Origin of the sequence: Nocardia sp. CDC153 (genome assembly GCF_035818515.1) — a bacterium.
Taxonomy (GTDB): Bacteria; Actinomycetota; Actinomycetes; order Mycobacteriales; family Mycobacteriaceae; genus Nocardia.
Window position 1 is genome coordinate 435,519 of the sequence record NZ_JAYKYU010000004.1, and the last position, 24,327, is coordinate 459,845.

The window sequence follows — 24,327 nt, forward strand, 5'->3', positions numbered from 1 at the left end:
GCAAACCTGCATACGCTGCAACAATGCGTGAAGTGCCAACGCGCGCAGCGTGAAACGGCACGCACACGCGCTGGACATGCCACGTTTTGCTGACCGGATGCCGTACTGTCTGCCCGCGTGCCGCCATCCGCACTCCGCGATCGCAAACGGGAACGTACCCGCCGAGCCCTGCTCGAAGCCGCCGTAGAACAGTTCGAGAGCCGAGGATACGAGGCGACCACCGTCGCCGATATCGCGGCCGCCGCCGAAGTCGGCACCAGAACGTTCTTCAACTACTTCGCCAGCAAGGAGGAACTGCTGTTCCCCGAGCCGGACGAAAGAGTGCAGGCCGCCGTGCGCGCCATCGCCACCCGCCGCCCCGGGGAACGCCCCGTCGAGGTGCTGCTGCGCGCCCTGCGCGCCGCCGGCGACAATCCCGGCGACCACCTCGGTGACACCCTGGCCGCGCGCATCGCCGTACTGCGCGCACAGGTTTCGCGCACCGTGCCGGCCGTGTCCGGGCGCGCCGCCTACGCCCAGCTCGCCTCCCAGCAGGAGATCGCGCGGCAGCTGCGCGCCGCCTTCCCCGAGGAGCTCGACGACGTGGGCGCGGCCGCGCTCGTCGGCGCGGTCGTCGGGGCCGTGTCGGGCGCGCTGACCGTGCTGTTCCAGCGGCCCGGGCTCGAGGACGGTGAAGCGCTGCAACGCAAGATCCAGGAGACCACCTCGAAGGTGCTGGCCCCCTGGCTGACTCAACCCGCCCCCGCCCCGCGCGAACTGCCCGGCGAGCAAACCCAATTGCTGCCGGAGGTCCCACTACGCCCCGAGCCCGAGCCGATGCGCCCCATCGGCACGGTCCACCGCCTCACCCAGGAGTCGTTGCCGCGCCCCGGTTTCGACCCCTCCCGCTACCACCCGGTCCGTCAGCCGGAAGACGCTCGCGTCTGATCGTCGACGGGGTTGGGGTCAGCTGCCGAACTGCTGCCAGCCCAGGCGCACGACCATGACGATGACGACGACCAGCAGCACGGCGCGGACGAAACCCGCGCCCTTGGCGATCGCCATGCGCGAGCCGACGATCGAACCGGCGATGTTCGCCACCGCCATGGACAGGCCCAGGGCCCACAGGACATGGCCGGTGCTCGCCAGGAAGATCAGCGAGCCCAGGTTCGAGCCGCAGTTGATGACCTTCGCCATGGCTGCGGCGCGGACGAATTCGGTGCCGAGCAGCGTCGCGAAGGTGATGATCAGGAAGGTGCCGGTGCCGGGGCCGAGTACGCCGTCGTAGAGGCCGATCAACCCCGCGGCCAGGGCCACGACCAGGATCGTCTTGCGGCGGGTCGGGGGATGGGTGGCCATGGTGACCCCGATCGAGGGGCGCATCGTCACGAAGATCGCCACGCCGACGAGCACGACCATCACGATCGGGATGAACAGCCGCTTGTCGATCAACGCGACCGCCGCGGAACCGCAGGCGGCGGCGACCGCGGCGATCGCCGCGCCGGGGAGCAGGACCTTCCAGCGCATCGGGACCTTGCGGGAGAAGGTGAGCACGGCCGCGCTCGTTCCGGAGAAGGCCGCGATCTTATTGGTGCCCAGGGCCGTTTGCGGGGCCAGGCCCGGCAGGACGACGAACAAGGTCGGCAGGACGATCAATCCGCCGCCACCGACCACCGCATCGACCCAACCGGCCGCCGTCGCCGCGGTCAGTAGGACCGCCCAGTCCGCAAGGCTCACAGGCAGACCCAACCAGAAAGGGCCGAGCAAGATCAAACGGTTGAGTGCCGGGGCGGGCGCTTCGCCGCCGCGGCCGTAGGGTGGAGCCGCCGCGACCGTAGGGTGGATGGGTGCGTCGGTTCAGTTTGTGGCTGCGGGGCAAGCCCGTCATCACCGATTCGACCCTGGCCGTGCTGCTGCTGGGCATCGATGTGCTGGCGGTGAGCAACAGCACCTCCAAGGCCAGCTACCTGGTGATGAGTGTGCTGCTGGTGGTGCCGATCGTGTTCCGCCGCACCCATACCCGGGCGGCGGCCATCGGCATGGTGGCACTGTCGGTCGCCACCTCGGTGGTGCACGGCGGTGTCGACGACAAGTCCGTGCATCCCGCGCTGCTGGGGCTCGGCATCATGCTGTACACGCTGGTCGCCTACGTCGGCCGCCGCGAAGGGCTGCTCTATCTCGGCGTGCTGATCCTCGACAGCCTGATCTCGGCGGCGGCCATCGGCAAACCGAGCGGCACCGACATCGCGTTCACCGCGCTCTACTACGCGTTGTGCTGGACGCTGGCCGAATTCGTGGGCGCGCGCCACGCCTACGACGCCGAGGTCGCGGCCCGGCTGGCCGTCGCCGACTACGACCGCGAACGCCGCGCCCACGACGCCGTGGCCGCCGAGCGCACCCGCATCGCCCGCGAACTCCACGATGTGGTCGCCCACGCGGTCAGCGTCATCATCGTGCAGGCCGACGGGGCGCGCTATGCCCTGCGTCAGAATCCGGACGCCGCCGAACAGGCCCTCACCACGATCGCCGGGACCGGCCGGGACGCGCTGCGCGAACTGCGCCGCACCGTCGAGCTGCTGCGCACCGAGCATGCGCCCGAACAACTTCCGCAGCACGGCACCGCGGGCATCGCCAAGGTCGTGGACATGATGCGCAGCGCCGGACTGGACGTGTCGCTGGAACTGTCCGGCGAACTCGACACCGTCACCCCCGAGGTCAGCCTCGGCATCCACCGCATCGTCCAGGAATCGCTCACCAACACCCTGCGCCACGCGGGCCCCGACCCGCACGCCGAGGTCAGCGTCACCCGCCGCGACACCGACGTCCTGGTCGAGATCACCGACTCCGGCGGCCCACCCCTGACCCCGGCCACCCCGAACGGTGCCTGCCCCCACGGATCCACCACCACCGCAACCAAACTCACGGTTGCCGAGCCGGCCCCCACCCGCATCCCCGGCAGCGGCCTGGGCCTGGTCGGCATGCGCGAACGCATGGCCGTCCTCGGCGGCACCCTCACCGCGGGCCGAAACCCCCTCGGCGGCTGGACCGTCCGCGCCACCATCCCCCTCGACCGCGAGTGAGCGCGCGGTACGGATAGGTTGTCAGGGTGCCGATCACCGTTCTAGTTGTCGATGACCAGGAGCTCATGCGCGCGGGATTGCGGATGGTGCTCGGTGCCCACCCCGATATCGACGTGGTGGGGGAGGCCGACAACGGGGCGGCCGCCATCGCGCGAGCCACTGAGCTGCGGCCCGACGTGGTGCTCATGGATGTGCGCATGCCGATCACCGACGGCGTCACCGCGACCGCCCGCATCATCGAATCCGGTTGCGGCAGCCGCGTTCTCGTCATGACCACCTTCGACCTCGACGAGCACGCCCTGGGCGCGCTGCGCGCCGGCGCCAGCGGCTTCCTGCTCAAGGACACCCCGCCCGAGGACCTCATCTCCGCCATCCGCAGCGTCGCCGCCGGAGACGCGGTCGTCTCCCCGAAGGTCACCAAACGCCTCCTCGACCGCCTCATCGCCGACGACCCCGCCGCCGGCCGCGACCCCGGCGTCCTCGACGTCCTCACCGCCCGCGAACGCGAAGTCCTCGAACACATCGCCGCCGGCCGCTCCAACGCCGAAATCGCCGCCGCCCTCTTCCTCTCCGAAGCCACCGTCAAAACCCACGTAGGCCGAGTCCTCACCAAACTAGGCCTCCGCGACCGAGTCCAAGCCGTAGTCCTCGCCTACGAAACCGGCCTAGTCCGCCCCGGCAGCGCCTGAGGGTGTGATCGGGGACGCAGACGGGAGAAAAACGCGAGGCTTGCGCGTTGCATGGGTAGATCGATCGAAAGGATCGCCCGATGGCTGCACTGTTGTTCCTAGCCTGGTTTGTTGCCGAGATCGCCACTCTCATCGTGGTGGGGCATTTCATCGGCGTTTTCCCGACCATCCTGCTGTTGTTGGCGGGGTCGGCTGTGGGGTTGGTGCTGGTGCGGTCGCAGGGGCGGCGGGTGTTTCAGGGGTTTCGGCGGGCCGCGCGGGGTGAGCTCGATCCGGGGACCGCGGTGGCCGATGGGGCGTTGGTCGGTGTCGGCGCGGTGCTGATGTTCGTGCCCGGCCTGCTCACGACCGCCCTTGGTCTGCTGGCTCTACTGCCGGTGACGCGGTTCGTGTTCCGCCCGATCGTCGCGGCCTTCGCCGCGCGCCGCCTGAGCCGGGTCGCCACCGCGGTGGGCCCCTACGGGTACCGCAATGTCGTGATCGACCCCGACGGTGAGGTCATCGACGCCACCGTGGTCACCGAGTACTACGACGACGGTCAGGGCAACGGCCACCGCGCCATCGATCCGCGCTGAGCTTCGATTTGTTTCGTCACCCCGGTTCGTGCGGCCTCAAAGTTGGTCGCGGACCGGGGTGATTACGTTTTCGACCAGCCAAGTCGCCGCTTTGTCCGGGTAGGGCGCACGAAGGCTCAGCACGATATGGGTGAAGCCCGCGTCGATGAGATCCAAGACTGTGCGGCGGGTGGCTGCGGGGTTGTCGTGGTCGACGATGTACTGCACCGAGCGGGTGATGTCGGACGGGTTGCGGCCGAGGGCCGCGCAGTGGGTGTTCAGGACGCGTGAGCGTTCGGTCAGGAAAGCCAGGTCGTTGTGGGGTGGGCCGGGGAGGTTCCACAGATCGGCGTGTGCGGCGATGAGGCGGAGGGTGCGGTCGCCCCAGCCGCCGAGGAGCAGCGGCGGACGGCGGGGCGGTTTGGGTTCGTTGCGGTTGGCTTCGAGGGTGTAGTAGCGGCCGTGGAAGTCGAATTGCGGTTCGGTCCACATGTTTTCGAGGATGCGGATGGTTTCCGCGAGTCGGGCGAGACCCTCGCCGGGGGAGACCAGAGGTAGGCCGTAGGCGGCGTATTCGGCCTCGGCGGGGTTCGGGCCGGGAATGCCGCCGGTGTCGGCGGGCTGGCGGGTGCCGCCGACGCCCAAACCCATGATGAGTCGGCCGCCGGAGATGGCGTCGACCGTGCTGGCGATCTTGCCGAGTACTGCCGGCTCGCGAATTCGATTGCTGGTCACCAGGAGTCCCAGGCGGAGGCGGCGGGTGCGGGCTGCGAGGGCGGCCAGCAGGGTCCAGCCCTCGAGGATCGAGCCGTTCGGGGGACCGGCCAAGGGGAGCAGGTGATCCCAGAGCCAAGCGTCGGCGATCTCGGGCAGCTCGTCGGCTTCCTCCCACACGTGCAGGATGTCGCGGTATTCGACGCGCATGGGGGTGGTCTTGAGGCCGAAACTGATATTCGTCACTCCATCAATCCTACTGATCGTCAGGAGAGCTGACTATCAGTAGGGCGGTAATATTCGTTGCATGGCCTCGCCCACGCCCGATGATGTGCTTCGCTCCCGCCTCGGCTACCTGCTCAAACACGCCTACGCTCGACTGGCCGAGGAGATCGGAACAGCCTTGCGGCCCTTGGGGATCGACAGTCGCGAACTGGCGGTGCTGGTACTGCTCGACGCGACCGACACCCCGCTGTCGCAGCTCGAGGTGGCACAGCGACTCGGGATCGACCGGACCACGATGATGCAATTCACCGACCTCCTCGAGAGCAAAGGACTGCTCGCCCGGCGGCGCAGTCCCGAGGACCGGCGCAAGAACATCGTGGAACTCACCCCGGCCGGTCAGCAGCGATTGGCCGCCGCCGAGCGCCTCCGCGCGGAAGCCGAGGCACGCTTCCTCGAACCGCTCGGCGCGGACGGTTCGAGTCTGATCGAGGCGCTGCGCACACTCACCCGGTGAGCGCGGTCCCTGGATCGACAAGCGCGGCGGCGGATAGCTGCCGCGTGGAATGGTGGGCACAGGTCACAGTCGGTGAGTGCGGTTGCCGGTGTCAGGCGGGAGTGGGGCAGACTGGGCGCTCGTGAGTACCCAGTTGCTTGTCGGCGGTCGGATCTACAGTTCGAGCAATCCTGACGCTACGGCCATGGCCGTGAGTGATGGGGTCGTGGTGTGGGTGGGGTTGGACAAGCCGGGGCGGGCGTTGCATCCGGATGCGGAGGTTGTGGAGCTCGACGGGGCGTTCGTGGCGCCGGGGTTCGTGGATCCGCATCTGCACGTGACGGCGCTGGGGTTGAAGCTGACGGGGCTGGATTTGGCGGGGGCCGGGTCGCTCGGGGAATGTCTTGCGGCGGTGCGGGAATTCGCGGCCGCGCGACCCGAGGGTGTGATCCTCGGGGAGGGATGGGACGAGACGCGGTGGGCCGAAGGGCGTCCGCCGTCGGTGGAGGAGATCGACGCGGCCGCGCCGGGGCGGGCGGTGTATTTGGCTCGGGTGGACGCGCATTCGGCGGTGGCGTCCTCGGCGTTGTTGGATCAGGTCGAGGGGATCACCGAGGCCACCGGATACACGCGGGGTGAGCCGCTGCGGGCTGACGCGCATCACCGGGTGCGGGGGGCGGCGCTGGGCGCGTTGAGCCGGGAGCAGCGCGATGGCGCGCGGCAGGCGGCGCTGGATGCGGCTGCCGCCAATGGTGTTGTGGCCGTGCACGAATGCGCGGGACCCGAGATCTCCGGGGCGACCGACGTGCGCGAACTGCTCGACTTCGCGCACGGTGTCGAGGTGCGCGCCTACTGGGGGCAGGCGGTGCGTACCGCCGATGAGGCGCGCCAGGTGGTCAAGGAACTCGGGGTGCACGCGCTCGGCGGTGACCTGTTCGTGGACGGGGCGATCGGCTCGCACACCGCCTGGCTGCGGCAGCCCTACGCGGACCGCGACACCACGGGCACGTCCTATCTGGACACCGAAACCATTGCGGCCCATGTGCTCGCCTGCACCGAGGCCGGCATCCAGACCGGCTTCCATGTCATCGGCGACGCCGCCATGGACGCGGTCGTCGCCGGATTCGAGCGGGCCGTGGACGCGCTCGGCGGCCCGGCCGTCGCCGCGCGCGGGCACCGCCTCGAGCACGCGGAGATGATCACCCCCGAGCAGATCGCCAAACTCGCCGCCTGGGGCGTGATCGCCAGCGTCCAACCGGGATTCGACGCCGCCTGGGGCGGCCCCGACGGCATGTACGCGCAACGCCTCGGTGCCGACCGCGCCGCCACCTTGAACCCCTTCGCCGCCATGGCTTCCGCGGGCATCTCCCTGGCCATCGGCTCCGACGCCCCGGTGACCGCCCTCGCCCCCTGGGAAGCCTTGCGCGCCGCGGTCAACCACCGCACCCCCGGCCACCAGATCTCCCCCCGCGCCGCCTTCGCCGCCGCCACCCGCGGCGCCTGGCGCGCGGGCGGCGTCCGCGACGGCATCGCGGGCACCCTCGTCCCCGGAGCCCCTGCCTCCTACGCCATTTGGGACGCCCCCGACCTCGTGGTCGCGGCCGCCGCCGACTCGGTCCAGCGCTGGTCCACCGACCCCCGCTCCCGCGTCCCCGGCCTCCCGCCCCTCACCCCGGACGCCCCCGCCCCGCGCTGCCTGCGCACCGTGCACCGCGGAGTCACCATCCATGAAGCCTGAGCACGACCCCGAAACCCCTTCCGGGACCGCCGTATCCGAGCCGAACCAGAACGACGACAATGGGAACGACGACATGGCTTCGCTCGGAGAACGGGCCCTGGATTGGGCCCGTTCGCATCCCACGGTGACTCGATCGGCCGCGGCCGTGGTGGCCGGGCTGCTGGTGTATCTGAGTTTTCCGCCGCGGACGCTGTGGTTTCTCGCGCCGGTGGGGATCGCGGTGCTCACGCTTGCTGTGCGTGGAACGTCGCGGGCGCGTGGGGGATTCGGGGTTGGGTTTGTCGGGGGGATGGCGTTCTTCCTGCCGTTGTTGCCGTGGACGGGGATCTACGTCGGGCCGGTGCCGTGGATCGCGTTGTCGGTGGCGTGTTCGGTGTACGTCGGGTTGTTCGGGCTGCTGACTCGGTGGGTCGCGACGCTGCCGGGGTGGCCGGTGTGGGTGGCGGCGGTGTGGTCGTTGACCGAGTGGGGGCGGGCGAGTTTTCCGTTCGGCGGGTTTCCTTGGGGGAAGCTGGCTTTCGGGCAGGCCGACGGGTGGTATCTGCCGTTCGCGATGATCGGCGGGGCGCCGTTGGTGAGCTTCGCGGTGGCACTCACCGGAACCGGGTTGGCGGCACTGATTCTGCGCACATTGCGAAGGTTGCGAGGCGTCGGTGCCGATAGCTCGGAAGTGGCTGCGGTCACATCGAATTCTCCCAGATGGGGGGCCTCGCGTCTCACATCCTGGAACCGGATTGTTGCTGCGGCAATGCTTGTGGCTATAGTTCCCGTTACCGGAGTGATCCTCCGGACCGCGCTGCCCGGCCCGGAGGACGGCAACCGGCCGATCACGGTCGCCGCCATCCAGGGCAGCGTGCCGCGCCTGGGCCTGGACTTCAATGCCCAGCGCCGCGCGGTTCTCGACAATCACGTCAAGCGCACCGAGGAACTGGCCCGCGACATCGCCGCCGGCCGCGCGAAACAGCCCGACGTGGTGATCTGGCCGGAGAACTCCTCCGATATCGACCCCCTGCGCAATGCCGATGCGGCCCAAGAGATCTCGCAGGCGTCCAAGGATGTGAAGGCGCCCATCCTGGTCGGCGCGGTGCTCGTCAACGACGATCGCACCACCACCAACTCGGTCATCGTCTGGAACGGCGACGCCGGGCCGGGGGAGCGCCACGACAAGAAGATCATCCAGCCCTTCGGCGAATACCTGCCCTTCCGCGACTTCTTCCGCCACTTCTCCGAATACGCCGACCGCGCAGGCTATTTCGTCCCCGGCCACGGTAACGGCGTGGTGCACGTGCAGCCCGCGGGCGGCGGCGCGCCCGTCACCATCGGCGTGGCCACCTGCTACGAGGTCGCCTTCGACCGCGCCTTCGAACAATCCGTGCGCGCCGGGGCGCAGCTGCTCACCGTGCCGTCCAACAACGCCACCTTCGGCCGCAGCGAGATGACCTATCAGCAGCTGGCCATGTCGCGGGTGCGCGCGGTGGAGCACGGTCGCGCCGTGGTGGTTTCGGTGACCACCGGCGTGAGCGCGATGATCACCGCCGACGGCACGATCCAGCAGCAGACCCCGCAGTTCGAGCCCGCGGCGCTGGTAGCGACCCTGCCGCTGCGCGACAACACGACACTCGCGACACGATTGGGTCCCGCGCCGGAGGTCGGATTGTGTATTCTTGCCGCGGCTGCCACTGTGGCGGGGATCACTCGGCGGCGGAACACGCACCCGGTGGAACAGACCGGCCGGGATGTCGATTAACCTTTCGGCGTAATACCAGCGGGCACGTGCGACGAGGGCCGTCCCGCTGCGGCGACACAAGATTCGCCAGTTCGTAGCTCGGACTTACTGTTTGGCTGGTATGTCCGAGTTTGCGCGGTTCCCTTATGCGAGTTAAGCGACCATCGCGAGGTTTGCCATGAGGTAACTGAATTAAATCTGCGCTCCGCCAACGCTGTTCGTTGCGGGCAACTCGAGATCACCACCGATCCGCTCGGCGGGATGCTCCGAATCATAGGGCGTGGGCCACGTCCTACGGCTCGCGCGTGCGCGCGAAAGCCGGACCGTGGAACCCATCTGATCGATTTTCGGGGCTCGGGGAGTTGCGTCTACAGCGTCAGAACGGAGTGTTTGATGAGTTCATTGGCCACCGACCGTGTCGACCAATGTTCTTCGGGTGAATTCTCGGCTCAACCTTTCGCGCTCTCTCCCGCGCAATCGGCCCTCTGGTACGCCCAACGCATCCGACCCGATATCCCGCTCACCATCGCGCAATTCGTGGAGATCCACGGCGATCTGGACGTGGGACGGCTGCTCTACGCCATCGAACGCTTCGGCGCCGAAAGCGAAGTCGGCCACGTGCGCCTGCTCGAGATCGACGGCGTCCCGCACCAGGTGGTCGATCCGGCGTGGCGGCCCGGCTGGCAGCGCATGGACCTGCGCGAGGAGCCCGATCCGCGGGCCGCGGCCATGGCCTGGATGAACGAGCACGCCAGCTCGCCCATCGATATCGAGCACGACCCGCTCACCATCAATGTGGTGCTGCGCGTCGGGGATTCGGACTGGATCTGGTACACCCGCGGCCACCACATCGTCATCGACGGCTACGGCGCCATGAACGCCACCACCCGCGCCGCCGAGATCTACACCGCGCTGGAGAACCAGACCGAACCGGCGGTCTCGCGCGCCACCCCGCTGGCGACCATCTACGCCGACGAGAACCGCTACCGGGAGACCAGCCGTTTCGTCACTGACGGCGACTACTGGCGCGAACAACTCGCCGGGGTCGGCGAGCCGATCACCCTGTCCAGCAATGGATCCCTGCCGACGGCCTCGGACGCGGGCCGCCGCACCGCCACCGCCGTCATCGGCCGCGATGTCGAATCCGCCATCGAGGCCGCCGCGGCCGCCTACGGCACCAACAGCTCCGCGCTGTTCGTGGCCGCCCTGGCCGGATACGTGCGCGCGGTCACCGGCACCCAGGACGTGGTGCTGAGCCTGCCGGTCTCGGCGCGAACCACGGTGGCGCTGCGCCGTTCCGGCGGCGTCGTGTCCAACGTGGTGCCCATTCGCGTGCAGTTCACGCCCGCCGACACCGTCGCCGACACCGTGCGCGCCATCGAACTGCAGATCACCGGCGCGCTGCGCCACCAGCGCTACCGCAGCGACGACATCCGCCGCGACTGCGGCTACTCGCGCGATGCCCGCGGCTTCTTCGGGCCCATGGTCAATCTCATGCTGTTCCACAGCGAATTGCGGTTCGGCAGCCTGGTCGGCTCCATCAACGTGCTGTCCACCGGCCCGGTCGAGGACCTGTCGATCAACCTCTACAACGGCCTGGGCAACCGCATCCACATCGACTTCGAGGCCAACCCGCGCCTCTACGGCGATGCCGAACTGTCCATGCACCACGGCCGCTTCCTGGACTACCTGGCCCGCTTCGTCTCCGCCGCCCCCGAGACGGTGATCGCCGACATGCCGGTGCTCACCGAGCTGGAACGCGAACGCGTCCTGCACGAATGGAATTCGACCCAGGTCGCCCGCCAGGAAGGCACCCTGGCCGGACTGTTCGCCGACCGGGCCGCCATGTCCGCCGGACGCGTCGCCCTGGACTTCGAGGGCGACACCCTCACCTACGCCGCCTTCGACGAACGCGCCAACCGCCTGGCGCGCGAGCTCATCGCACGCGGCGCGGGCCCGGACACCCTGGTGGGCCTGGCCGTTCGCCGCAGCCTGGACCTGCTGATCGGCATGTACGCCATCGTCAAGGCCGGTGCGGCCTACCTGCCCATCGACCCCGATCACCCGGCCGACCGCATCGAGGCCATCCTCGAGCAGGCCCGGCCGCTGTGCGTGCTCACCACCCGCCGCGACCGGCTCGAACTGCCGCGCCGCGCACCGCGATTCGATATCGACGTGGCCGACCTGTCCGCCCGCAACGGCCGCCCGGTCACCGACGCCGACCGGCGCGCACCCCTGCGCTCGGACCATCTGGCCTACGTCATCTTCACCTCCGGCTCCACCGGCAAACCCAAGGGCGTCGGCGTCACCCACGCCGCCATCGTGAACCGGCTGCGCTGGATGCAGCACGCCTACCCGCTCGACAGCTCCGATGTGGTGCTGCAGAAGACCCCCGCCACCTTCGACGTGTCGGTGTGGGAGTTCTTCTGGCCCTTGCAGATCGGGGCCCGACTGGTCATCGCCGCCCCCGACGGGCACCGCGATCCGGGCTACCTGGCCCGGATCATCGCTGAGAAGGGCGTCACCACGGCGCATTTCGTGCCGTCCATGCTGTCGGTGTTCCTCACCGACACCGATGTCGCGGGCTGCACCGGACTGACCCGCGTGTTCTGCTCCGGTGAGGCGCTGCCGGCCGCCACCGTCGCCGAATTCCACGCCGCGCTGGGCACCGGCCCGGAATCCCCACAGCTGCACAACCTCTACGGGCCCACCGAGGCCGCCGTGGACGTCACCTCCTGGCACTGCACGCCCGGCACCACCGACGTGCCCATCGGCGCACCGATCTGGAACACCCGCACCTACGTGCTCGACGCCCGCCTGCAACCGGTCGCCCCCGGCGTCGTGGGTGAGCTGTATCTGGCGGGCGTGCAGCTGGCCCGCGGCTACCTGGGCCGCGCGGGCCTGACCGCCGACCGGTTCGTCGCCAACCCGTTCACCCCCGGCACCCGCATGTACCGCACCGGCGACCTGGTGCGCTGGCGCGGCAGCGGCCGTTCCGGCGTGCTGGAATACCTGGGCCGCAGCGACTTCCAGGTCAAGGTGCGCGGCCTGCGCATCGAGCTCGGCGAGATCGAGGCCGCCCTGCTCGCCGACGAGCGCGTGGCCCGCGCGGTGTGCGTGGCCCGGCGCGGTCGCGGCGGCGACGAGCTCATCGGCTACGTGGTCGCCGCCCCCGGCGCGGGCACCCTCGACACCGCCGAGCTCGCCGCCGGACTGCGCCGCACCCTGCCCGGCTACATGGTGCCGTCGATACTCATGGTGCTCGATGAACTACCGCTCAGCGCCAACGGCAAGGTGGACCGCAAGGCACTGCCCGAGCCCGACGCGGGCGCGCGCCGCCCGGCCCGGCCCGCCGCCGCGCCCGGCAATGCCGTCGAACGCCAGCTCACCGCCATCTTCGCCGAGGTCCTCGGCACCGACGACATCGATGTCCAGGACAGCTTCTTCGACCTGGGCGGCAACTCGCTGACCGCCGCCCGGGCCGTGGCCCGCGTCAATGCCGCGCTCGGGGTCTCGCTCACCATTCGTGACCTGTTCGAAAGCTCCACCGTCACCGCGCTGGCCGCCCGCCTGGCCGGGGCGCGCCCCGAGCACGCCTCCCCGAAACTGGTGGCCGGGCCGCGCCCGCAACAGATTCCGCTGTCCCTCGCGCAGCAGCGGCTGTGGATCCTCAACCGGTTCGCCGAGCACGCCGCCGCCTACAACATGCCGTTCGCGGTGAAACTGGCCGGGCCCCTGGACATTCCGGCCCTGCGCGCCGGACTCGTCGACGTCCTCGACCGGCACGAGAGCCTGCGCACCACCTTCCCCGACACCCCCGACGGCCCCTGCCAGGTGGTGCACCCGGCCGCGGAGATCCCGCTGACCCTCGAACCCGTCGACGCCACCGACGCCGACGTCGTCGCCCTGGCCACCGAATTCGCCGGGTACAGCTTCGATCTGCGCAGCCAGGCCCCCGTGCGGGTGGCCCTGTACGCGACCGGGCCCGAGGAATACCTGTTCCTCATGGTGCTGCACCACATCAGCGGCGACGGCTGGTCCATCGCCCCGCTGATCCGCGACATCATGACCGCGGTCGCCGCCCGCGCCGCAGGCCGTGCCCCCGAGTGGACGCCGCTGCCGGTGCAGTACGCCGATTTCGCGCTGTGGCAACGCGAGCTGCTCGGCGACGAGGCCGACCCGGCCAGCGCCCTGGCCCGCCAACTCGCCTACTGGCGTGCCGCCCTGGCCGATCTGCCCGATCAGCTGGACCTGCCCCTGGATCGCCCGCGCCCGCGGCAGCGGTCCACCGAGGGCGGCACCGTCGGGTTCACCATCCCCGCCGACACCCGCCGCGCCCTGGCCGCCGTCGCCGCCGAACGGGGCGTCAGCACCTTCATGGTGTTGCACGCCGCGCTCGCGACCGTGCTTGCGCGCCTGTGCAATACGACCGACATCGCCATCGGCACCCCCATCGCCGGGCGCAGCGATCCCGCGCTCGACGACCTGGTCGGCATGTTCGTCAACACCCTCGTGCTGCGCACCCGCATCGACCCGGCCGCCGGATTCGACCGCATGCTCACCGAGGTCCGCGACACCGACCTCAATGCCTTCGCCAATGCCGACGTCCCGTTCGAGCGGCTGGTCGAGGTGGTCAACCCGGAGCGCTCGGCCGCCCGGCACCCGCTGTTCCAGGTCATGCTGTCCTACGACAGCAGTCCGGAACTGGGTATCGAATTGCCCGGCGTCAGCGCCGAAGTCGTGCCGATGGACACCGACATCGCCAAGTTCGACCTGCAGCTGACCGTGCACGAACCGGCGGGCGCACCCGCCGACGAGGCTCCGCTGACCGCCGAATTCGGTTATGCCGCCGATGTTTTCGATCGTCCCACGGTCGAGGCCATCGCCCGCCGCTTCGTCGCCCTGCTCGCCGCGGCCGTCGCCGATCCGTCGATCCCGGTCGGTGATCTGCCGCTGCTGGACGCGCGCGAGACCGCGAAACTGGTGCCCATCATGGGTTCCCCCGCCGAACCCGCGATCACCCTGGCCCGGCTGCTCACCGACACCGCCGAACGCGTCCCCGACGCGGTGGCCGTGCGCTACCTCGGTGAGGACACCACCTACCGCGAACTCGACGAACGCTCGAACCGGTTGGCGCGCGTGCTCATCGAGCACGGCGCGGGCCCGGAGGTCGTGGTCGCCATCGCCCTGCCGCGCGGCCTGGAGAGCATCCTCGCCGTGTGGTCGGTCGCCAAGACCGGTGCGGCGTACGTGCCCATCGACCCGGACTACCCGTCCGACCGCATCGCGCACATGCTGTCGGACTCCGGTGCCATGCTCGGCATCACCAATGCCGAACGGCGCGAGGACATGCCGGACTGGCCCGGCAGCCGCGGGCGTCACCGCAAGAACTATGTGGACTGGCTGCTGCTCGGCTCCGAACAGCTCGCGCAGGAATGCGCGCAGTTCCCCGACACCCCGGTCACCGACGCCGACCGGCACCACCCGCTGCGCGTGGGCGGCCCGGCCTATCTGATCTACACCTCCGGCTCCACCGGCCAACCCAAGGCCGTGGTGGTCACCAACGCGGGCCTGGCGTCGCTGGCACACGAGCAGATGCACCTGTTCAAGGTCACCGATTCGGCTCGCACCCTGCACTTCTCCTCACCCAGCTTCGACGCCTCGGTGCTGGAGCTGCTGCTCGGCTTCGCTGCCGGGGCCACCATCGTCATCGCGCCCGCCGGGGTCTTCGGCGGTATCGAACTCGCGCGCATCCTGCGCGAGGAGCGGGTGACCCACGCCTTCGTCACTCCCGCCGCCCTGGGCACCGTGCCCGCCGACGACCTGCCCGAGCTCGAGGCCGTCATCGTCGGCGGCGAGGCCTGCCCCGAGGATCTCGTGAAGGTCTGGACCGCACCGGATTCCCGGCCCGGGCACCCGCCGCGGCGCATGCACAACATGTACGGCCCGTCCGAGGCCACCGTTGCGGCCACCGCCACCGGACCCATGATCGCCGGGCAGCCGGTGCCCATCGGTCTGCCCGTGCGCGGCATGCGGCTGTTCGTGCTCGACGCGCGCCTGCACCCGGTGCCGCCGGGCGTCGCGGGCGAGCTGTACCTGTCCGGACCCGGTCTCGCGCGCGGCTACCTCGGCCGCCACGGGCTGACCGCGCAACGCTTCCCGGCCAATCCGCACGGCCGCCGCGGCGAACGCATGTACCGCACCGGCGATCTCGTGGTCGCCGACGGCACCGGGCAGCTGCGCTTCCTGGGCCGTGCCGACGACCAGATCAAGATTCGCGGCTTCCGCATCGAACTGCGCGAGATCGACCATGTGCTGGCCGCGCACCCGGGAGTCACCTTCGCGCTCACCGTCGTCCATCACGACGAACGCGGAATCCCGCGCCTGGTCGCCTATCTCACCGCCGACACCGACCTCGACCCGGCCGCGGTGCTCGAGACCGCGCGCGGGCGGCTGCCCGGCTACATGGTGCCCTCCGCGCTCACCATCCTCGAGACCCTGCCGGTCACGCCGTCGGGCAAGCTCGACCGCAAGGCGCTGCCCGCGCCGGTATTCGTGTCCGCCGCGCCCACCCGCGCCCCGGAAACCGAACTGGAGCAACAGGTCGCGCTCATCTTCGGGACCGTGCTCGGCGGGGTCGCGCCCGGCGCGGAGGACAATTTCTTCGAGATCGGCGGCAACTCGCTGCTGGCCACCCGCCTGACCGCGGCCCTGCACGCCGAATTCGGTGTCGAGCTGCCGGTGCGCGCCATCTTCGAGGCCCCGACGGTCGCGGGCGTGGCCGCCCGGCTCGCGGAAGCGCCCCGGACGCAGCGTGTCGCGCTGGCTGTGCACTCGCCACGCCCGGAGCGCGTGCCACTGTCGCTGCCGCAACAGCGACTGTGGTTCCTCAACCGATTTTCCCCCGAATCCAGCGCCTACAACATTGCTTTCGTCCTGCGGATCGACGGCGATCCGGATATCGAGGCGATGCGGGCCGCGCTGGCCGACGTGGTGGAACGCCACGAGGTGCTGCGGACCGTCTTCCCCGAGGACGAACACGGCCCCTACCAGGTGGTCCTGGACACCGCGCGCTGCCTGCCGGTGCTCGAGGCCGTGGAGACCGACGAGGTCGGCGCGCGCACCGCGCTGCGTTCGCTGGCCCGCCGCGGTTTCGACCTGACCCGTGAGATCCCGCTGCGAATGACCTTGCTGCGCACCGGGAACCGGCGGCACCTGCTCGGCATCGCGCTGCACCACATCGCCGCCGACGGCTGGTCGCTGGGCCCGCTGACCCGGGACCTGGCCATCGCCTACACCGCCCGCCACGGCGGCGCGGCACCCGCGTGGACGCCACTGCCGGTGCAGTACGCCGACTTCAGCCTGTGGCAGCGCGAGATCCTCGGCGCGGACAGCGATCTCGACAGCGAGGCCGCCGCCCAGCTGGCCTACTGGCGCACCGCGCTGGCCGACCTGCCCGAGGAACTGCCGCTGCCCTACGACCGGCCGCGTCCGGCCGAGCCCACCCAGCGGGCCGGGTCGCTGCGCTTCGAGGTGCCCGACACCGTGCAGCGCAAGCTCGCCGAGGTCGCCCGCGCCCACGGGGTCAGCCTGTTCATGGTGCTGCGCTCCACGCTGGCCGTGCTGTTGCGCACGGTCACCGGCGGCCGTGACATCGTCATCGGCACCCCGGTGGCGGGGCGCACCGACACCCGCCTCGACGAACTGGTCGGCATGTTCGTCAATACGTTGATCCTGCGCTCGGACGTGGACCCCGACCGCAGCTTCGCCGAACTGCTGCAAGCCGATCGCGACACCGAACTGGCCGCCATGGCCCACGCCGAGGTGCCCTACGAGCGGGTCGTGGAGGAAATCCAGGCCGCCGACCGGGACCGCTCCGGCGAGGACCGGCAGCGCCGCTACGGCGCGCGCCCGCTGCTGCAGGTAGCGCTGACCGTGCAGGACACCCCGGTGCCCGCGCTGCGGCTGCCCGGATTGTCGCTGCACGCCGAGGAACTCGATATCGCCCTGGCGAAATTCGATCTCGAACTGCGGGTGCTGCCCGGCGTCGACGCCGAGGATCGGGTCTTCGAATTCGTCTACGCCGCCGAGCTTTTCGACCAGTCCACGGTGGAGACCCTGGCCGAGCGGCTGCTGCGCGTGTTCGACGCCATCGCCGCCGACCCGCGGGTGCGGGTGCGCGACATCGACGCGCGCACCGAGGTCGAACGCGAACTGTTCACCCCCGCCTGGGGTCCCGCGCCGGAACCGCAGTGCAGCCTGGCCGCCTACTTCGCGGCCACCGCGCACCTCAATGCCGACCGGGTGTTCCTGCGTTTCGACGACACCGAACTCACCTACCTGGAGTCGGACGTCTACTCGAACCGCCTGGCGCGGGCCCTGATTCACCGCGGCCTGGGCCCCGGCGACCGCGTCGCCCTCGGGCTGACCCGGTCGGTGGAATCGGTGCTGGCGGCCCTGGCCGTCGCCAAGTGCGGGGCCGCCTTCGTGCCGGTGGACCCCAACTATCCGGCGGATCGGGTGCGGCACATGCTCACCGACTCCGGCTGCCGGGTCGGGATCAGCATGACCGAGCACGCCGCGGACCTGTTCACCGCCGCCGGCGACCATCACGTCGACTGGCTGCTGCTCGACAATGCCGAGCTCCTCGACGAACTCGAGGTGCTCGACGACGGACCCGTCACCGACGCCGAACGCACCACCACCCTGTGGACCGCCGAGCTGGCCTACGTCATCTACACCTCCGGGTCCACCGGAAAACCCAAGGGCGTGGCCGTCACTCACGGCGGCCTGTCCAACTTCGCCGACGAGATCCGCGACCGCATGAAGGTCGACCGGGACTCGCGGACCATGCACTTCTCCTCGCCGAGCTTCGACGCCGCCATCTTCGACCTGCTGCTGGCGGTCGGCGCGGGCGCGACCATGATCATCGTCCCGCCGGACGTGTACGGGGGCGACGAGCTGGCCGCGCTCATGGACCGCGAACAGGTCAGCCACACCTTCATGACCCCCGCGGCCCTGGCCACCATCGATCGGCAACGCTGGGCGCTGCCGCACCTGCGCTCGGTCATGGTCGGCGGGGAGGCCTGCGGGCCGGAACTGGTGGCGCGCTGGGCACCCGGGCGCATGATGTTCAACGGCTACGGGCCCACCGAGACCACCGTCGTGGTCACCATCGCCGGACCGCTCACCGTCGGCGAGCCGATCACCATCGGCAGCCTGGTGCGCGGGGCCCGCGCGCTGGTGCTCGACGAGCGGCTGCGGCCGGTCCCGGTCGGCGTGCCCGGCGAGCTCTACCTCGGCGGACAGGGCGGTGCGCGCGGCTATTTCGAGCGTTTCGACCTCACCGCCGCCCGCTTCGTGGCCGACCCGTACGGCCCCGAGGGCTCGCGGCTCTACCGCACCGGTGATGTGGTGCGCTGGACCGCGGACGGGGAGATCGTGTACCTGGGCCGCAGCGACCACCAGGTGAAGGTGCGCGGGTTCCGCATCGAACTCGGCGAGATCGACGGCGTGCTCACCGGCCACCGGGCGGTCCGCTTCGCCCACACGGAGGTGCGCGAGATCGCGGGCGTGCGCCGCATCGTGGCCTACGTGCTGCCCATCGACCCGGCCGCCGCTCCGGACCTCGAGGAACTGCGCGGTTACTGCGCCAAACACCTTCCGGCGCATATGGTTCCGTCGGCCATCACCCTGCTCGACCGCATTCCGCTCACCCCGGTCGGCAAGCTCGACCGCGAGGCGCTGCCGCAACCGCAGCCCGTCGTCGCCGTCGTGTCCCGCGATCCGGAGACCGACACCGAGCGCCTGGTCGCCGAGGTGATGGGGGAGCTGGTCGGGGCCGAGGCCCTCGGCGCGGACGACAGCTTCTTCGAGGTCGGCGGAAACTCGCTGCTGGCCACGCAATTGGTGGCACGCCTGGCCGCTGCCACCGGGGTGCGCCTCGAGGTACGGGCGGTGTTCGCCGCGCCGACCGTGGCCGGGCTCGCCGCGGCCCTCGATGCCGGAACGGCGTCGACGGATCTGCGGCCCGAACCGCGCAAACGCACCCGGCCCGCGCGGATTCCGCTCTCGGCCGCGCAGCGGCGGCTGTGGTTCCTGGAGAAGTTCAACGCCTCCGGGGATCGCGGTCAGCTCGCCGGTGCGGAGGCGTTGGGCGCGTACAACGTTCCCGTCGCGCTGCGCCTGCACGGCGAACTCGACATTGCGGCACTGCGCGCGGCCCTGCACGAGGTGCAGCGCCGGCACGAGACCCTGCGCACCATCTTCCCCGAGATCGACGGCGAACCCTGCCAGCAGATCCTCGAGCCCGGCGATGCGGCGGTCACCCTGCCGCTGCGCACGGTGTCGGAAGCCGAAGTGCCCCAGGAGATCCGCCGGGTCACCGCCAACGGGTTCGATCTGGCCACCAGCATTCCGCTGCGGGCGGCCCTGCTGCGGCTGGACGGCAGCAAGACCGAACACATCCTGGTGCTGGTCGTGCATCACATCGCCATGGACGGCTGGTCGCTGCAACCCCTGGCCGCCGACGTCGCCGCCGCCTATCGGGCCCACAGCGCCAAACAGGCGGTGGACTGGCCCGAACTGCCCATCCAGTACGCCGATTACACGCTGTGGCAGCAGGATGCGCTGGGTCGCGAGGACGATCCGGAATCGGTCATCAGCCGCCAGCTCGACTACTGGCGGCGCGCGCTCGACGGTATTCCGGAACTGCTTGCGGTGCCTGCCGATCGGCCGCGACCGCCGGTTCCGACCTATCGCGGCGGCACCGTCGAATGCAAGCTGGACGCCTTCACCCACCGTGAACTGCAAACTCTGGCCGCCGAGCACGGCGTCACCATGTTCATGGTGTTGCACGCGGCACTGGTCGCACTGTTGCATCGACTGACCTCCGGCGACGACATCACCGTCGGCACACCCATTGCCGGGCGCGGACATCCGGCCCTGGACCGCATGGTCGGCATGTTCGTCGGCACGCTCGTGCTGCGCACCCACATCGCGGGCGGGGCCGCGTTCGCCGACCTGCTGCGCGCGGTCCGCGACACCGACCTCGAGGCCTTCGCGCACGCCGACGTGCCGTTCGAGCGCCTCGTCGAGGTGCTCAATCCGGTGCGCTCGCAGGCGCATCACCCGATGTTCCAGGTCATGCTGTCGGTGCAGAACCAGCCGGTGCGGGTCCTCGAACTGCCGGGCATGCGCATCGAGGCCGACGACGCCGACCCGGGCATCGCCAAATTCGATCTGCAGTTCACGCTGACCGAATCCTGGACCGACAAGCGCGAACCCGACGGCATCACGGTCTCGGTCAACTACGCCGCCGACCTGTTCGAGGAGAACACCGCCCACCGACTCGCCGAACGCTTCGTCCGCCTGCTCGGCGCGGCGGCCGCGAATCCGGCCACCGCCGTGGGCGATCTGGAACTGCTCGACTCCGGCGAATGGTCGGCGCTGGCCCCGGTCCGCGGTGCGGAACCCGGGCTGCCCATCACCTTCCCGGAGGTGTTCGAGGCCGCCGCCAACCTCAACCGGTCGGCCATCGCGGTCCGCTCGGCGGGCACCCAGATCTCCTACGACGCGCTCGACCGGTGGACCAACCGGCTGGCGCGCGTGCTCATCGGCTACGGCGTCGGGCCCGAAACCCTGGTCGCCATGGGCATTCCGCGCTCGGCCGAATCGGTGGCGGTCATGCTGGCCATCGCCAAGGCCGGTGCCGCGTTCGTGCCCGTCGACCCCAACTACCCCGAACAGCGCATCAGCCACATGCTGCTGGATTCCGGTGCGGCCGTGGGGATCACGCTGTCCTCGTATCGAGAGCGCATGCCCGACGGGGCCAACTGGACCGTGCTGGACGCGCCGTCGTTCCGGCGGCGGGTGCTCGCGACCTCGGACTCGCCGATCCTCGACGCCGAGCGGACCGTGCCGCTGCGCATGGACAACCCGGCGTATGTGATCTACACGTCCGGATCGACCGGCATCCCCAAGGGCGTGGTCGTCACCCACGGCGGCCTGTCCAACTTCGCCGCCGAGACCGCGCAGCGCTTCGACGTCGGCCCCGGCTGCCGCGTCCTGCATTTCGCGACACCGAGTTTCGACGCCGCCATGCTCGACCTGCTGCTCGCCCTCGGCGGCGCGGCCACCCTGGTGATCACCCCACCCGGCGTGGTCGGCGGGCAGGAACTGGGGCAGGTGTTCATCGAGGAGGGCATCACCCACGCCTTCATCACCACCTCGGCGCTGGGCACCGTCGACCCGACCGGCGTGACCGCGCTGCGGCACGTGCTGGTCGGCGGCGAGGCGCTGCCACCGGATCTGGTCGCCCGGTGGGCCCCGGGCCGCAAGCTCTACAACGTGTACGGACCCACGGAAACCACCATCGTGACGGTGATTTCGCGGCCCATGGCACCCGGCGCGCAGATCACCATCGGCGGACCCATCCGCGGTGTCGGCGCGACCGTGCTCGACGCGCGCCTGCACCCGGCGCCGAGCGGGGTCACCGGCGAACTGCACCTGGCCGGTGCCGCCCTCGCGCGCGGCTATCTGCGGCGGCCGGGGCTGACCGCGCAACGGTTCGTGGCCAACCCGTTCGGCAAGCCCGGCGAGCGCATGTACCGCACCGGTGACCTGGTGCGCTGGCTCGAACACGGCGGTCGCGCACGGGATCTGGAATACGTGGGCCGCACCGACCACCAGGTCAAGATCCGCGGCTTCCGCATCGAACTCGGCGAGATCGACGCGGCCCTGGCCAAGCACCCGGATGTCGAGTTCGCCACCACCATCGGGCATCGCACCCCGGCCGGATCCACCGCGCTGGTGGCGTATGTGAAGCCGCGCACCGGAACCGCGCCCACCACGGCCGAATTGACCGCGCACGTGGCCGAACTGGTGCCCAACTACATGGTCCCGCAGTCGATCATGCTGCTGGAGCGGGTGCCGCTCTCACCGGTCGGCAAGCTGGATCGAAAGGCCTTGCCGGAACCGGTGTTCGCGGCCCGCGAGGGCTACCGGGCCCCGACCACGCCTATCGAGGCGGCGCTGTGTGCCGCCTTCGCCGAGGTGCTGGGCATCGAACAGGTCGGCGCGGACGACGGGTTCTTCGAACTGGGCGGCAACTCGCTGCTGGCCACCAAGGTGGTGGCGGCGCTGCGGGCCGAGGGCATCGACCTGCCGGTGCAGGCCATGTTCGGCGAATCCACCCCGGCCGCCATCGCCGCCCGCCTCGCCGACGCCAAGGGTGACGCCGGTGCCGCGCTGGCCGCGGCCCTGGGCGCGGTGCTGCCGCTGCGGCCCGCCGCCCCGGATTCGACCGTGCCGCCGCTGTTCTGCGTGCACCCGGCGATCGGGTTGTCGTGGTGCTTCGCCGGACTGCTGTCGCATCTGCCGCACGAGCGGCCGGTGTACGGGCTGCAGGCCCCGCACGTCGCCGGGGAGGAGAGCCACCGCACCATCGCCGAGGCCGCGAAATACTATGTGGCGCACATGAAGTCGGTGCAGCCCGAGGGTCCGTACCATGTGATCGGTTGGTCGCTGGGTGGGCTCATCGCCCACGAGGTGGCCGTGCAGTTGCAGCAGGGCGGCGACGAGGTCGCGCTGCTGGGACTCATGGACAGCTACCAGCTCTCGGACCAGTGGCTGGAAACGGCGGTGCCGTCGGTGTCGGCCATCATCGCCGAATTCGGCAGCGATCTGCTCGGCGGCGACGCCGACATCGACCCGCGCATGACCCTGCACGAGGCGGCCGAGCTGCTGCGCTCGCGCTCCGGGCCGTTCGCGGCGCTGACCGTGGAACACCTGGAACGGCTCTACACCGGATACGAGAACGGTGCCGAGCAGGCCCACGGCTTCCAACCCCACGTCTTCGACGGCGATCTGCTGTTCTTCACCGCCGCCGACGACGAGATCAACCGTGCCGACCCGGAGCGCTGCGCCGCCGCGTGGGAGCCGTATGTCACCGGTGTCGTGCACGACCAACTGGTGCGCTGCACGCACGCCGGTATGACCACGCCCGAATCCCTCGCCGTCATCGGGCCGGTATTGCGGGATCACCTGGCGGCGATCGAGGCCCGGCGGGAGGGGAAGGCATGAGTCTCGCGGTGGAAGTCCAAGGGCTGGTGAAGTATTACGGCAAGGTGCGGGTGCTGGACGGGATCGATCTGTCGATTCCGTCCGGCACCGTGATGGGATTGCTCGGGCCCAATGGGGCGGGCAAGACCACCACGGTCCGCATTGTCACCACCTTGCTACGCCCGTCCTCGGGATCGGTGTACGTGGCGGGCGTGGATGTGTTGAAGAATCCCGCCCGCGCACGCACCCGGCTCGGGTTGTCCGGCCAGTACGCGGCGGTCGACGCCAATCTGTCCGGATTCGAGAACCTGCGCATGGTGGCGCGGCTGTACGGAATGAACCACAAGCGGGCCGCCGCGCGCGCCGAGGAACTGCTGGCCGCGCTCGGGCTCGAGCACGCGGCCGGGCGGCGGGCGGGCACCTACTCCGGCGGCATGGCCCGGCGGCTCGACCTCGCCGGCGCGCTGGTGTGCAGACCCCCGGTGGTCGTGCTCGACGAGCCGACCACCGGACTCGACCCGCGCGGACGCCTCGATATGTGGCGTGTCATCGGCGAACTCGTCGACGACGGCACCACCGTGCTGCTTACCACCCAGTACCTGGAGGAGGCCGACCTCCTCGCCGACCGCATCACCGTCATCGACCGCGGCCGCGTCATCGCCCGCGGCTCGGCCGACGAACTCAAGACCTCCATCGGCGGCGACAAGCTCACCGTCACCCTGGCCGCCGGACAGGATCCCGCGCCCGCGCGGCGCGTGCTGGCCGGGGTGGGCATCGGGGAACCCGAAACCGACGAGGGCGCCGACGAGGTCACCGTCGTGGTGGGGGACGGGACCCGCACCATGGTCGAGGCCCTGCGCCGACTCGACGACGCGGGGGTGTGCGTGATCGACGCGACCGTGCACCGGCCCAGCCTCGACGACGTATTCCTTTCCCTCACCGGCAAATCCGCCGACCGCAAAGTTCCAGCCCCCACCGCCGAGCCCGTCCAAGAGGAGATTCTGTCGTGACGACGGTCCCCGCCGAGCCCGCCGCCGCTCCGACCGCCGAGGCCGTCCACGGCCGGCA

General features: G+C 70.3%; 11 protein-coding genes. 9 read left to right on the forward strand and 2 right to left on the reverse strand.

Translation table 11 applies throughout. The features are described from left to right. The first annotated feature begins 117 nt into the window (after nucleotides 1-117). Nucleotides 118-927 (forward strand): TetR/AcrR family transcriptional regulator, encoded by an 810-nt coding sequence (locus tag VMT65_RS24540; RefSeq protein WP_326310741.1) that lies wholly within the window; start codon nucleotides 118-120, stop codon nucleotides 925-927. Between the two features lie 18 nt (nucleotides 928-945). Here the strand turns inward: VMT65_RS24540 and VMT65_RS24545 are convergent, their stop codons facing one another. Next, nucleotides 946-1,716 carry a TSUP family transporter gene (locus tag VMT65_RS24545; protein WP_326310742.1) on the reverse strand — a complete coding sequence of 257 codons (771 nt, stop codon included), beginning with the start codon at nucleotides 1,714-1,716 and terminating at the stop codon, nucleotides 946-948. 110 nt (nucleotides 1,717-1,826) lie between these two features. Here VMT65_RS24545 and VMT65_RS24550 point away from each other — a divergent pair, with 110 nt between their 5' ends. The 3 genes from VMT65_RS24550 (at nucleotide 1,827) to VMT65_RS24560 (ending at nucleotide 4,323) form a co-directional block, all read left to right on the forward strand. Then, a complete protein-coding gene (locus tag VMT65_RS24550) occupies nucleotides 1,827-3,059 on the forward strand; it encodes a sensor histidine kinase (RefSeq protein ID WP_326310743.1) in 1,233 nt (410 codons plus the stop codon). A gap of 26 nt (nucleotides 3,060-3,085) precedes the next feature. Beyond that, nucleotides 3,086-3,748, forward strand: a complete 663-nt coding sequence (locus tag VMT65_RS24555; RefSeq protein WP_326310744.1) for a response regulator transcription factor — start codon at nucleotides 3,086-3,088, stop codon at nucleotides 3,746-3,748. Nucleotides 3,749-3,828: 80 nt separating this feature from the next. Next, entirely contained in the window at nucleotides 3,829-4,323 is a 495-nt protein-coding gene (locus VMT65_RS24560; RefSeq protein WP_326310745.1) for an FxsA family protein, read from the forward strand. 36 nt (nucleotides 4,324-4,359) lie between these two features. Here the strand turns inward: VMT65_RS24560 and VMT65_RS24565 are convergent, their stop codons facing one another. Then, nucleotides 4,360-5,262, reverse strand: a complete 903-nt coding sequence (locus tag VMT65_RS24565) for an LLM class flavin-dependent oxidoreductase (protein WP_326310746.1) — start codon at nucleotides 5,260-5,262, stop codon at nucleotides 4,360-4,362. Between the two features lie 61 nt (nucleotides 5,263-5,323). Here VMT65_RS24565 and VMT65_RS24570 point away from each other — a divergent pair, with 61 nt between their 5' ends. From VMT65_RS24570 to VMT65_RS24590, 5 genes are all read left to right on the forward strand, one after another. After that, nucleotides 5,324-5,755, forward strand: coding sequence for a MarR family winged helix-turn-helix transcriptional regulator (locus VMT65_RS24570; protein ID WP_326310747.1), 432 nt, complete (start codon nucleotides 5,324-5,326; stop codon nucleotides 5,753-5,755). Between the two features lie 121 nt (nucleotides 5,756-5,876). Then, nucleotides 5,877-7,472, forward strand: a complete 1,596-nt coding sequence (locus tag VMT65_RS24575) for an amidohydrolase (RefSeq protein ID WP_326310748.1) — start codon at nucleotides 5,877-5,879, stop codon at nucleotides 7,470-7,472. 73 nt (nucleotides 7,473-7,545) lie between these two features. Then, on the forward strand, nucleotides 7,546-9,219 hold the full coding sequence (gene lnt, locus VMT65_RS24580) for an apolipoprotein N-acyltransferase (RefSeq protein ID WP_326311190.1): 1,674 nt from the start codon (nucleotides 7,546-7,548) through the stop codon (nucleotides 9,217-9,219). 372 nt (nucleotides 9,220-9,591) lie between these two features. Continuing rightward, a complete protein-coding gene (locus tag VMT65_RS24585) occupies nucleotides 9,592-23,280 on the forward strand; it encodes a non-ribosomal peptide synthetase (RefSeq protein ID WP_326310749.1) in 13,689 nt (4,562 codons plus the stop codon). After that, nucleotides 23,277-24,269: an ATP-binding cassette domain-containing protein gene (locus VMT65_RS24590; protein WP_326310750.1), complete on the forward strand. Its 993-nt coding sequence runs from the start codon at nucleotides 23,277-23,279 to the stop codon at nucleotides 24,267-24,269. The genes VMT65_RS24585 and VMT65_RS24590 overlap by 4 nt, the downstream gene beginning before the upstream one ends. Nucleotides 24,270-24,327 lie beyond the last annotated feature (58 nt).